Annotated in this window: 13 protein-coding genes; 11 read left to right on the forward strand and 2 right to left on the reverse strand. The window is 55.6% G+C overall.

The features are described from left to right. Positions 1-17: 17 nt before the first annotated feature. From pmbA to OGX75_RS19465, 11 genes are all read left to right on the forward strand, one after another. The gene (gene pmbA, locus OGX75_RS19415) at positions 18-1,370 is read left to right on the forward strand and encodes a metalloprotease PmbA (RefSeq protein WP_047459405.1); all 1,353 of its coding nucleotides are present in this window, start codon (positions 18-20) and stop codon (positions 1,368-1,370) included. A gap of 44 nt (positions 1,371-1,414) precedes the next feature. Further along, positions 1,415-1,801 carry a cytochrome b562 gene (gene cybC / locus OGX75_RS19420; protein ID WP_230012247.1) on the forward strand — a complete coding sequence of 129 codons (387 nt, stop codon included), beginning with the start codon at positions 1,415-1,417 and terminating at the stop codon, positions 1,799-1,801. A gap of 331 nt (positions 1,802-2,132) precedes the next feature. Beyond that, positions 2,133-2,453 (forward strand): glycine dehydrogenase, encoded by a 321-nt coding sequence (locus OGX75_RS19425; protein ID WP_012134369.1) that lies wholly within the window; start codon positions 2,133-2,135, stop codon positions 2,451-2,453. A 10-nt stretch (positions 2,454-2,463) separates the two neighbouring features. Continuing rightward, positions 2,464-2,826, forward strand: a complete 363-nt coding sequence (locus tag OGX75_RS19430) for an SFCGS family glycine-rich protein (RefSeq protein WP_286451489.1) — start codon at positions 2,464-2,466, stop codon at positions 2,824-2,826. 2 nt (positions 2,827-2,828) lie between these two features. After that, positions 2,829-3,128 carry a DUF4312 family protein gene (locus OGX75_RS19435; protein WP_012134367.1) on the forward strand — a complete coding sequence of 100 codons (300 nt, stop codon included), beginning with the start codon at positions 2,829-2,831 and terminating at the stop codon, positions 3,126-3,128. A gap of 22 nt (positions 3,129-3,150) precedes the next feature. Further along, entirely contained in the window at positions 3,151-3,927 is a 777-nt protein-coding gene (locus OGX75_RS19440) for a DUF4311 domain-containing protein (protein WP_012134366.1), read from the forward strand. Between the two features lie 14 nt (positions 3,928-3,941). Next, complete coding sequence (locus OGX75_RS19445) at positions 3,942-4,586, forward strand: DUF4310 family protein (RefSeq protein WP_012134365.1); 645 nt, start codon at positions 3,942-3,944, stop codon at positions 4,584-4,586. A 58-nt stretch (positions 4,587-4,644) separates the two neighbouring features. Further along, positions 4,645-5,778, forward strand: coding sequence for an amidohydrolase/deacetylase family metallohydrolase (locus tag OGX75_RS19450; protein ID WP_047459397.1), 1,134 nt, complete (start codon positions 4,645-4,647; stop codon positions 5,776-5,778). After that, positions 5,762-6,880, forward strand: a complete 1,119-nt coding sequence (locus OGX75_RS19455; RefSeq protein ID WP_071257369.1) for a DgaE family pyridoxal phosphate-dependent ammonia lyase — start codon at positions 5,762-5,764, stop codon at positions 6,878-6,880. The genes OGX75_RS19450 and OGX75_RS19455 overlap by 17 nt, the downstream gene beginning before the upstream one ends. After that, the gene (dagF, locus tag OGX75_RS19460) at positions 6,877-7,617 is read left to right on the forward strand and encodes a 2-dehydro-3-deoxy-phosphogluconate aldolase (protein WP_104867852.1); all 741 of its coding nucleotides are present in this window, start codon (positions 6,877-6,879) and stop codon (positions 7,615-7,617) included. The genes OGX75_RS19455 and dagF overlap by 4 nt, the downstream gene beginning before the upstream one ends. 22 nt (positions 7,618-7,639) lie before the next feature. Continuing rightward, positions 7,640-9,550, forward strand: coding sequence for a BglG family transcription antiterminator (locus OGX75_RS19465; protein WP_199971742.1), 1,911 nt, complete (start codon positions 7,640-7,642; stop codon positions 9,548-9,550). 97 nt (positions 9,551-9,647) lie between these two features. Here OGX75_RS19465 and nrdG read toward each other — a convergent pair whose 3' ends face one another. Together nrdG and nrdD are read right to left on the reverse strand one after the other, a co-directional pair. Next, the gene (gene nrdG / locus OGX75_RS19470) at positions 9,648-10,112 is read right to left on the reverse strand and encodes an anaerobic ribonucleoside-triphosphate reductase-activating protein (protein WP_110494754.1); all 465 of its coding nucleotides are present in this window, start codon (positions 10,110-10,112) and stop codon (positions 9,648-9,650) included. A 106-nt stretch (positions 10,113-10,218) separates the two neighbouring features. Beyond that, positions 10,219-12,357, reverse strand: coding sequence for an anaerobic ribonucleoside-triphosphate reductase (gene nrdD / locus OGX75_RS19475; protein ID WP_286451490.1), 2,139 nt, complete (start codon positions 12,355-12,357; stop codon positions 10,219-10,221). Between the last annotated feature and the right edge of the window lie 233 nt (positions 12,358-12,590).

Below are 12,590 nucleotides of genomic sequence, written 5' to 3' on the forward strand. Positions count from 1 at the left end.
GAAACTCTCTCTACAGTATGGCATTTGCGATGAAAGTAATCTCACAAGTTGAAGCGCAGCGTAAGATTCTGGAAGAAGCGGTCTCGACAGCCCTGGAGCTCGCCTCAGGCAAATCAGACGGCGCGGAAGTCTCTGTCAGCAAGACCACCGGCATCAGCGTCAGCACCCGTTATGGTGAAGTGGAGAACGTAGAATTTAATAGTGACGGCGCGCTGGGGATCACCGTTTATCACCAGAACCGTAAAGGCAGCGCGTCATCCACCGATTTAAGCCCGCAGGCGATTGCCCGTACCGTACAGGCAGCGCTGGATATTGCTCGCTATACCTCGCCGGACCCGTGCGCGGGCGTGGCAGATAAAGATCTGCTGGCCTTTGAGGCGCCGGATCTCGACCTGTTCCACCCGGCGGAAGTGACCCCGGATGAAGCCATTGATCTGGCTGCTCGCGCGGAACAGGCGTCGTTACAGGCGGATAAACGTATTACCAACACCGAAGGCGGCAGCTTTAACAGCCATTACGGCATCAAAGTGTTCGGCAACAGCCACGGCATGTTGCAGGGGTACTGCTCCACGCGCCATTCGCTCTCAAGCTGTGTCATCGCCGAAGAAAAGGGCGACATGGAGCGTGATTACGCCTACACCATTGGCCGCGCGTTAGGCGATCTGCAAACGCCGGAATGGGTGGGCGCCGAGTGCGCGCGCCGCACGTTATCTCGCCTGGCGCCGCGCAAACTCTCGACCATGAAAGCGCCGGTGATTTTCGCGAATGAAGTGGCGACCGGGTTGTTTGGTCACCTGGTCGGCGCGATTGCGGGCGGCTCGGTATACCGTAAATCGACCTTCCTGCTGGATTCGCTGGGCAAACAAATTCTGCCGGAATGGCTGACCATCGAAGAACACCCGCATCTGCTGAAAGGGCTGGCCTCTTCGCCATTCGACAGCGAAGGTGTGCGCACAGAGCGTCGCGACATTGTGAAAGACGGCGTGCTGACCCAGTGGCTGCTGACCAACTATTCCGCGCGCAAACTGGGGCTGAAAAGCACCGGGCACGCGGGCGGCATCCATAACTGGCGCATTGCCGGGCAGGGGCTGAGCTTTGAACAACTGCTCAAAGAGATGGGCACCGGTCTGGTCGTCACCGAACTCATGGGCCAGGGAGTGAGCGGCATTACTGGCGACTACTCCCGTGGCGCGGCCGGTTTCTGGGTTGAGAACGGCGAGATCCAGTATCCGGTCAGTGAGATCACCATCGCCGGGAATTTAAAAGAGATGTGGCGCAATATCGTCACCGTGGGTAACGATATTGAAACGCGTAGCAATATACAGTGTGGTTCCGTGCTGTTACCGGAGATGAAAATCGCCGGGCAGTAGCACTCGTTTGTTTTCTTTTCATAATAAAAATGAGGAAGTGAGCAATGCGTAAAAACCTGTTAACTGTTCTTGCCATATCATCCCTGGCATTCAGTTCGGCGGTGTTTTCTGCCGATCTTGAAGACAATATGGACACGCTTAACGACAATCTGAAGGTGGTGGAAAAAACGGATAACGCGACCGAACTGAAAGACGCGTTAAGCAAAATGCGCGCCGCTGCGCTGGATGCGCAAAAAGGCACGCCGCCTAAGCTGGAAGATAAAGCCCCGGATAGCCCGGAGATGAAGGATTTTCGCCACGGTTTAGATACGCTGGTCGGTCAGATTGACGGCGCATTAAAACTGGCGAATGAAGGCAAAATCAAAGAGGCGCAAGCGGCGGCGGAAGCGTTTAAAACCACCCGCAATGCGTACCATAAGAAGTATCGTTAATAACGTGATGTAGGCCGGATAAGACGCATCGCGTCGTCATCCGGCATTTCCCCTGGGCCATAAGTAATCCCTATTCCCGTCACACTTTTTCACATTCGGCGATCGCGCGCATGTGCTTTTTCTCATCGGTTTTTCCGCCTTTCCTTGCGACGTATGTCACAGTTTTTCAGCGATAAATCGCCAAATCCCCCTTTTCTGTGGAACAGATCACTGTCGCCACTCGCCTTTCCACTTCGAAGTGGAAAACAACTCGCTACAAACTTTTAACCCCTGCCGTTAGTTTTAACCCAGAGCCATTAACGGGGTAAGACGAGTGAATAACGGAGCAGTAATGAACGACATGGGGGAGCAGGTGACGGAGATCGGTGAACTGGCCGATCGCATGCTGGCGCAGGTGTATGCCTTACTCAGCGAACATCACATCATTCCCAACGCCGTACAGGAACAAATGCTGACGTCTCATGTTCGCGCCATGGCGCACCGGTCAGTGACCGGCGAGCCTTTGCCGGAAGTGGATGCCAGTTTATTTGATGAAATTTCAGCCGAATCAATGGCACTTGCCCGCGACATCGTGGCGGCGTTTGGCAACCTTCCAGAGGAAGAAGCCTGGCTGCTGTCAGTACATTTCGAAGTCGCGAAAGACAACCTTTAAGGAGCAAAAAATGGAACAGATTACAGTCGTAATTGGCGATCGTCTGGGTAAGGGCCAGAAAGTGGCGACAGGTGTGGAAAAAGCCGGTGGTCGTGCGGTGGTGGTGCCGGGCGTGGCGGCGGATATGAAGCTGGGCGACGTGATGAAAGCGGAAAACGCCACCTTTGGCATCTCTTTTTGCGGTAGCGGCGGTGCGGGCGCCATCACGGCGCAAAACAAGTATGGCTACAAAGCCAAATACGGGATGCGCTCTGTGGATGAAGGCGTCACGGCTATCAACGAAGGCTGCAACGTGCTGGGGTTCGGCTTTATGGATAAAGAAGAACTTGGCGAGCGTCTGGTTCAGGCGTGGCAGAAGAAATACGGCGCTTAAGTATGAAAGAACAATTCACCACTACGGTGAGAGTCACCGGTAAAGGCGAAGCCAAAGCGCGCGCCTTTGCCGATGCCCTGAACCACGTTCAGGGCGCGGTGATGAAAGCATCGCCGCATATTTTATTGCGTATTGAGCCACAGGATGTGCAGGTTGTTCAAGCGCGTGAAACGGTGCGCAAAGAAGCGTTTTTATTTGTCTTTTTGCGCCGGGAAAGACGCACCTACAGCGTGGAGCTGGAAGTGACCGTCAACGTGACTGCCATCAATCTCGACAAGGTGGACTTCGTCGCGCAACGCTGATTCTTTATTAAAAGGCATAAATATGTTCCTGATAATATTAATAAAATCGCTCATCATTGGTGGCCTGGTCGGCGTCGGTGTGGGCGCCGGGGCTGCACGCATGTTTCATGCGCCGACTACACAGGGTATGGGCGCGTTTCGTACATTGGGGGAACTGAACTCCTGTGAAGGGGACCCGGCTTCTCACTTCTCCTTCGGTCTGGGCTTCTTCTTCAACGCCTGGGCCTCATCCGTTGCGGCGGGTTCATTCACGCAGGATGTCGATCACCGCATCATCCCGAACTGGGGCGCGGCAGCGCTGATGATCAAAAACCGCAATGTCGGCGAGACGCTGCACGATCCGAAGAAAATGGCGATTGCCTGCGGCATCATCGGCATGATCGTCGTGACCTTCCTCAACCTTACCGCCTCTTCCGTACCGGAAGCCTTGCAGGTCACCGCCGTTAAGGTATTGGTGCCTGCGGCTAACCTGCTGGTGAATACCGTGATGCCGGTTATCTTCTGGCTGGCGGCGATCGACGCCGGGAAAAAATCAGGCTTCTGGGCCACCGTGTTTGGCGGCGCGGCGCAGCTGATCATGGGCAACGCCGTTCCGGGTCTGGTGCTGGGTATTCTGATCGGCAAAGGCGTTGAAGAGAGCGGCTGGAACCACGTCACCAAAGTGATGATGGTCGCCATTGTGGCGCTGTTTGTCCTGAGCGGCTTCTTCCGCGGCTTCGATATGAAGATGATCGAATCCTTCAATATGACCGTGCCGAACTGGCTCGAACTGATCCACGGCTCGCTCAGCGGCAAATAACGGAGGCCATCATAATGGAACAGAATAAAGGTTTTTGGTATGCCGACTGGTCGTTCCCGATCTTTGTAGGCCTGCTCTCATCCGGCGTTTTTGCCGGGACGCATATGTACTACCTGTACGGTATCGGCGCGTTTAACGAAGTGGCCTTTGTGGCAATGCTGAAAGCGGGGATGGACACCGGCGTTTACGGTGCGGTGGCCGCGTTTGGCGCAAGCTTCCTGTTTGCCCGCATTATCGAAGGGTCGCTGGTGGGGATTCTGGACATCGGCGGGGCGATCCAGACCGGCGTCGGTCTTGGGGTTCCGGCGCTGCTGCTGGGCGCAGGGATCGTTTTCCCGGTCGCTAACTTTGTCGCCTCGTTAATCACCGGTCTGGTGATTGGTCTGGCAATTGGCTACGTCATCATTCTGGCGCGTAAGTTCACCATCAATCAGAGCGACTCCACCTACGGGGCGGACGTGATGATGGGGGCGGGTAATGCGTCAGGCCGCTTCCTGGGGCCGCTGATCATCCTCAGCGCGATGACCGCCTCGATTCCAATCGGCGTGGGTTCTTTGCTGGGGGCGTTGCTGTTCTATCTCTGGCAGAAGCCGATCACCGGCGGCGCGATCCTCGGCGCCATGATTTTAGGTTCGATCTTCCCGATTGCCATTAGCTAACTGTTGATTTGTAGGCCGGATAAGGCGGTTACGCCGCCATCCGGCAAAGGAGAGAGCGATGTATGATTTACTCCTGCGCCGTGCGCGTCTGGTTGACGATACGGTGAGCGATATCGCCCTGAAGGACGGCAAAATTGCCGCGCTGGGCAATATCCAGCAACCGGCGGCGAAAACCGTCGATCTGCGCGGCGAGTATTACGTTAGCGCAGGGTGGATTGATTCCCACGTCCACTGCTATCCGAAATCCCCGATTTATCACGATGAGCCGGACAGCGTCGGTATTGCGACAGGCGTCACCACCGTTGTTGATGCGGGCAGTACCGGCGCAGACGACATTGATGATTTCTACACGCTGACCCGTGAAGCGGCCACTGAAGTTTATGCGTTGCTGAATATCTCCCGCGTAGGGCTGATCGCACAAAACGAACTGGCGAATATGGCCAATGTCGATGCGGACGCCGTGAAACAGGCGGTGAAACGCCATCCGAATTTCATTGTGGGCCTGAAGGCGCGAATGAGCAGCAGCGTGGTGGGTGAGAACGGCATTACGCCGCTGGAATGCGCCAAAGCGATGCAGAAAGAGAACGGCGATCTGCCGTTGATGGTACACATCGGCAACAACCCGCCGGATCTGGATGAGATCGCTGAGCGTCTGACGGCGGGCGATATCATCACTCACTGCTATAACGGCAAACCTAATCGCATTCTGACGCCGGGCGGCGAGCTGCGCGCGTCAATCACCCGGGCGCTACAGCGCGGCGTGCGCCTGGACGTTGGTCACGGCACTGCCAGCCTGAGCTTTGCGGTCGCGCAGCGCGCGATTAGCTTAGGCATTTTGCCGCACACCATCAGCTCAGATATTTACTGTCGTAACCGCATCAATGGCCCGGTTTATTCGCTTGCCAACGTGATGTCGAAATTCCTCGCTATCGGCATGACGCTACCGCAGGTCATCGACTGTGTGACGGCAAATGCCGCTGATGGCCTGAACCTGAAAAGCAAAGGCCGCCTTGAGCCAGGTCTGGACGCCGACTTGACCCTCTTTACGCTCAGGCGCCAGCCAACCGTGCTGGTGGACGCTGAAAACGACAGCTTACAGGCTGAAAAATTGCTGGTGCCGCTTGCCGCCATCCGTGCGGGTAAGGGCTATGTAACCGAACAAGGGAGTGCTGAACGTGACTTCGATTTATGAAAAATACAATCTGAAACAAGTGATTAATACATCAGGGCGCATGACCGCGCTCGGTGTTTCTACCCCGCGCCCGGAAGTAGTGCAGGCGGCAATGGATGGCATGAACCAGTACTTTGAGATGAAAGATCTGGTCAATAAAACCGGGGAGTACATTGCAAAACTGCTGGATGTGGAAGGGGCGACGGTCGTCTCCTGCGCCTCGGCGGGAATTGCCCAGTCGGTAGCGGCGGTACTGGTTCAGGACAGCGACTGGCTGCTGGAAAACCTGCATGTTACTCCGATCGAGAATAACGAAATTGTATTGCCGAAAGGGCACAACGTTAACTTTGGCGCGCCGGTTGGCACGATGGTGGCGCTGGGCGGCGGTAAGCTGGTCGAAGCCGGTTATGCCAACGAATGTTCCGCAGCGCAGCTTGCGGCGGCGATCACTCCGCGCACGGCGGCGATCCTCTATATCAAATCTCACCACTGCGTGCAGAAAAGCATGCTCAGCGTAGAGCAGGCGGCGGTAGTCGCGCGCACGCACAATTTACCGTTGATTGTGGATGCGGCGGCAGAAGAGGATTTGCAGTGTTACTACCGCGTCGGCGCGGATCTGGTGATCTACAGCGGCGCGAAAGCGATTGAAGGGCCGACCAGCGGTCTGGTGATCGGTAAAACTCAGTACGTCGAGTGGGTGAAACGCCAGACGGCGGGCATTGGCCGCGCCATGAAAGTCGGCAAAGAGGGCATCCTCGGGCTGACCTGCGCCATCGAACTCTACCTGAACGCGCAGAAAGAGAGCGGCGCGGAGATGGTCGAAAAAATGACGCCGTTTATTGATGCGCTGAATGCGCTTAATGGCGTGAGCGCCCGCGTGGTGTGGGACAGCGCTGGACGCGATATCGCGCGAACGGAAATTAAATTCGATGAGGCCGTGACCGGCATTGCCACCGGCGATCTGGTGGAAGCCCTCAAACAGGGTGAGTACGCCATCTATTTCCGTGGCTACAAAGCTAACGAAGGCATTATTGAGGCGGATGTCCGCAGCGTAAATCAGGTGCAACTGGAGATTGTGGCACGCCGCATTCGCGACGTGATTAATCAGGAGAAAAAAGCATGAAACTGACCCCTAACTTTTACCGTGACCGCGTTTGTCTGAACGTTCTGGCGGGTTCCAAAGAGAACGCCCGTGAGATTTATGCGGCGGCGGAAGGCCATGTGCTGGTCGGCGTGCTCTCCAAAAATTACCCGGATGTCGACAGCGCGGTGGCGGATATGCGCGAATACGCGGCGCTTATCGACAATGCCCTCTCCGTTGGCCTGGGGGCTGGCGATCCGAACCAGTCGGCGATGGTGAGCGAAATCTCTCGTCAGGTGCAGCCGCAGCACGTTAATCAGGTCTTTACCGGCGTGGCGACCAGCCGCGCGCTGTTGGGGCAGGGTGAAACGGTCGTTAACGGTCTGGTCTCCCCGACGGGGACGCCGGGCAGGGTGAAAATTTCTACCGGCCCGCTGAGCAGCAAAACGCCGGACGGCATTGTTCCCGTTGAGACGGCGATTGCCCTGCTGAAAGACATGGGCGGCAGCTCGATTAAATACTTCCCGATGGGCGGCCTGAAATGCCGTGATGAGTACAAAGCGGTAGCGGAAGCCTGCGCCCGTCACGACTTCTGGCTGGAGCCGACTGGCGGTATCGATCTGGAAAACTTTGGCGAGATTTTGCAGATTGCGCTTGATGCTGGCGTCAGCAAAATCATTCCTCACATTTATAGTTCGATTATTGATAAGGTGAGTGGCAACACCCGTCCAGACGATGTGCGCCAGCTGTTGGCCATTACCCGGACGTGCGTAGGTTAATAGCAAGAGTGAGGTAAGTGACGTGCGATTCCCCAACCAACGTTTGGCACAGCTGTTTGATATGTTGCAAAACGAGACGCTGCCGCAGGATGAGCTGGCGCAGCGGTTGTCGGTTTCCACGCGCACCGTGCGGGCGGACATTACTGCGTTGAATGCGTTGCTGACGCAGTATGGCGCGCAGTTTGTTCTGAGCCGGGGCAACGGTTATCAGCTCCGAATTGACGATCCGACCCGCTATCAAACCCTGCGGGAGCAGCAGCCGAGTACGCTGCGCATCCCGCGAACCAGCCAGGAACGGGTGCACTATCTGGTGGTTCGTTTCCTGACGTCCGCTTTCTCGCTCAAACTGGAAGATCTGGCGGATGAGTGGTTCGTCAGCCGCGCGACGCTGCAAAACGATATGGCGGAAGTTCGCGAGTGGCTGCGCCGCTATCATCTGACGCTGGAAACCCGCCCGCGCCACGGCATGAAATTGTTCGGCAGCGAAATGGCGATCCGCGCGTGTCTGACCGATCTTCTGTGGACGCTGGCGCAGCAGGACCCGGCGAACCCGTTGATTGTGGAAGAAGCGCTTAACGCGGGCGTACCGGAGCAATTGCAGCCGATTTTGCAGGAAATATTTACCCGTTTTCGTATTCGTTTGACAGATGAAGGCGAGCTGTTTTTACGCCTGTATTGCGCCGTCGCGGTACGGCGCATCAGCGAAGGGTATCCACTGTCGGAATTTACCACGGAAGAGGTGGAGGACAACGTCTGCTTCGCGGCGCGGGATATTGCGGCGGTGCTGCAACACCTGGCGGATAAACCGCTGTCGGCGTCTGAAGAGAACTGGCTGAAGGTACACATTGCCGCACGGCAGGTGCAGGAGATTGCTCCCAGCGCCATCAATGCCGATGACGATGAAGCGCTGGTTAACTATATCCTCCGTTTTATCAACACGCAGTACAACTATAACTTGTTGAATGACAAACAGTTACACGCCGACCTGCTCACCCACATCAAAACGATGATCACGCGGGTGCGCTATCAGATCATGATCCCCAATCCGCTACTGGAAAACATTAAGCAGCACTACCCTATGGCGTGGGATATGACGCTGGCGGCCGTGTCGGGTTGGGGAAAATACACTCCATACACCATCAGCGAAAACGAGATTGGTTTTCTGGTATTGCATATCGGCGTTGGGCTGGAGCGTAGTTACAACATCGGTTACCAACGGCAGCCTAAAATCCTGCTGGTATGTGACGCGGGAAATGCGATGGTACGCATGATCGAAGCGGTGCTGGCGCGGAAATATCCGCAGATTGAGATCGTGAGAACCCTGACTCTGCGTGACTATGAGCAGCGGGACAGCATTGCCGAAGATTTTGTCATCTCTACCGCGCGCGTCAGCGAAAAAGATAAGCCGGTGGTCATGATTGCGCCATTCCCTACCGACTACCAGCTGGAGCAGATCGGCAAGCTGGTGCTGGTGGACAGAACCCGCCCGTGGATGCTGAACAAATACTTCGACGCCGCCCACTTTCGCATTGTCGACGGTGCAATGGATCAGCAGACGCTGTTTAAGACATTGTGCGATCAGCTGCAAAGCGAGGGGTTTGTGGATGCGGAGTTTCTCGACTCGGTGGTTGAGCGTGAGGCCATTGTCAGCACGATGTTAGGCGACAGTATCGCCCTGCCGCACGCCCTGGGATTGCTGGCGAAGAAAACGGTGGTCTATACCGTGCTCGCGCCGCAGGGCATCGTCTGGGGAGATGAGACGGCGCACGTCATCTTTTTACTCGCCATCAGTAAAAGCGAGTACGAAGAAGCAATGGCGATCTACGATATTTTTGTCACTTTCCTGCGTGAGCGCGCCATGACGCGACTCTGCGCCAGCCAGAATTTTGCCGAGTTCAAAGCGGTAGCGATGGAGTGTGTGAGCCGTTTTTGAGAGGCGTTTTCCAGAAATGAATGTTAATGCAAATGTAATGCTATAACGCATTACATTTGTTTATCCTGAAGCAGAGAAACGGCGTTAAAGAGTGCGCTCAACGTAAATGATGGACGACCTGGTTACTGCTGCCGCGCCAGATCAGCATCGGGTCTTTAAGATCCTGTACGAATTTACCGTCGACCAGCACGTTAATCAGATCCACAACCTGCATTTGCGCGGCGGTGAGTTCATCCAGCTTATAACCCGTCCATACCCAGATGTCTTTGCCGGGGCACTCTTCGCGAATGCGTTGCACCAGTTTCAGAATGTCCGGTACGTTTTGGGGATGCAGCGGATCGCCGCCAGACAGTGAGATCCCCTGGCGTTTAATCCGCGCGTCGTTCAGATCGTTAATGATCTGGTCTTCCATCTCTTTCGTAAACGGTTTACCCGAATTGAGCCGCCAGGTGCTTTTGTTGTAACACCCAGGGCATTCATGCACGCACCCGGAAACAAACAGGGTACAGCGCGTGCCGGGGCCGTTGACGATGTCGACGGGGTAGTACTGGTGAAAGTTCATAGTCTGTAACCACGCCGGGTGGCGCTACGCTTACCCGGCCTACAGTAAGAGTGCAGTCCGTAGGCCCGGTAAGCGTAGCGCCACCGGGCATTAACGTGACAGCGGATTAACCGATCTGCCCATTGCCTAAATGCTTAACGCGGCGCTTCACTTCTTCCTGCTTACCGGCGTTAAACGGACGCGCATCCGGGCTGCCTAAATAACCGCATACGCGGCGGGTGACTGAAACACGCGCGGCGTCGTGGTTACCGCATTTCGGGCAGGTAAACCCTTTGCTGGTGCACTCGAACTCGCCGGTAAAGCCGCACTCGTAACACTCATCGATTGGCGTGTTGGTTCCGTAATACGGCACATGCTGATAGCTGTAATCCCAGACGTCTTCCAGCGCTTTCAGGTTGTGCTGAATGTTCGGGTATTCGCCGTAGCAAATGAAGCCACCGCTCGCCAGCGGCGGATACGGCGCTTCGAAATCGATTTTATCGTACGGGTTCACCTTTTTCTCCACGTCGAGGTGGAAGCTGTTGGTGTAGTAGCCTTTATCGGTCACGCCCGGCACGACGCCAAACTCAGCGGTATCCAGACGGCAGAAGCGGTCGCACAGGTTCTCGCTCGGTGTGCTGTACAGGCTGAAGCCATAGCCGGTTTCGTCTTTCCACTGATCCACTGCCTGACGCAGGCGTTCGACAATGGCGATACCTTTAGCGCGCAGCGCTTCGCTGTCGTACAGATGTTTGTCGCCAAACAGCGCGTTGATGGTTTCGTGAATACCGATATAGCCCAGAGAAATGGACGCGCGGCCGTTTTTGAAAATCTCGGAAACGTCATCGTCAGCTTTCAGGCGGACACCACAGGCGCCTTCCATATAAAGGATTGGCGCAACGCGGGCTTTCACGCCTTCCAGACGGGCGATACGGGTCATCAGCGCCTTACGCGCCAGCACCAGGCGATCGTCCAGTAGCTTCCAGAACGTTGCTTCATTGCCACCGGCTTCCAGCGCGATACGCGGCAGGTTGAGGCTGATGACGCCCAGGTTGTTGCGGCCATCGTGAACCTGTTCGCCGTTCCCATTTTCCCAGACGCCGAGGAAGCTGCGACAGCCCATTGGCGTTTTGAACGAACCGGTCACTTTCACCACCTGATCGTAGTTCAGGATGTCTGGATACATGCGTTTGCTTGCGCACTCCAGCGCCAGCTGTTTGATGTCGTAGTTCGGATCGCCAAACTTGTGGTTCAGACCGTCGCGAATCGCAAACACCAGTTTCGGGAACACGGCGGTTTTACGGTTCTTACCCAGACCTGCGATACGGTTACGCAGGATGGATTGCTGAATCAGGCGCGATTCCCAGCTGGTGCCGAGGCCAAAACCAAAGGTGACGAACGGCGTCTGCCCGTTGGCGGTGTGCAGCGTATTCACTTCGTATTCCAGAGACTGGAAAGCGTCGTAGCACTCTTTCTCGGTACGGGCGTGCGCGTAGCCGTCAGCGTCCGGGATCTGCCACTCTTCGGCGGTCTTACGGTGTTTATTGAAGCTGGCGGTAACAAACGGCGCCAGCACTTCATCAATACGGTTGATGGTGGTGCCGCCATAAATATGGCTGGCGACCTGTGCGATGATTTGCGCGGTTACGGCCGTGGCGGTGGAGATGGATTTCGGCGGCTCGATTTCCGCATTCCCCATCTTAAAGCCCTGCGTCAGCATGCCTTTCAGATCGATCAGCATACAGTTGAACATCGGGAAGAACGGAGAATAGTCGAGATCGTGATAGTGAATGTCGCCGCGCTCGTGCGCCTGCACCACATCACGCGGCAGCAGATGCTGACGGGCGTAGTGTTTCGCCACGATACCGGCCAGCAGGTCGCGCTGGGTCGGGATCACTTTACTGTCTTTGTTGGCGTTTTCGTTCAGCAGCGCGGAGTTGGTTTGCTCAACCAGACCACGAATTTCCTGGTTCAGACGGCCACGTTTTTCACGTTGAATATCACGGTCATGGCGGTATTCAATGTAAGCGCGAGCGAGTTGTTTGTACGGCCCGGACATCAGCTGGTTCTCAACGGCTGTCTGGATCTCGTTGATATCAACCTGGCTGCGCTCATTCATCTGGTTACTAACGACTTCTGCGACGGTGGCGCAGTAATCTGCGTCATCGACTCCCGCTGCTTTAGCTGCACGCAGAATGGCTTCCTTGATGCGCTCTGATTTAAACGGCACTTTACAGCCATCTCGTTTCATCACATGCGGTGTCATGATCACTCCATATTTATAAGAACAGGTTATCCACAGAGGCTGAGGAAGTCTGCGTGGGTTTATTCATCTCTCTATCCAACGACTTCCCGCAATCCCGACCCACGTTATCCACAACATCACCGTTATGGCGTCGTGTTGTGTTTGTAGCAATTGTAGTCGATTAATACAACATATTGGGTCGGGTTGCATTTTAAGTTCTATATGTAGTGATTTGCATCAAAGATGTTTACGAT

It is taken from the genome of Citrobacter sp. CK199 (assembly GCF_030333285.1).
Lineage (GTDB): Bacteria > Pseudomonadota > Gammaproteobacteria > Enterobacterales > Enterobacteriaceae > Citrobacter_B > Citrobacter_B koseri.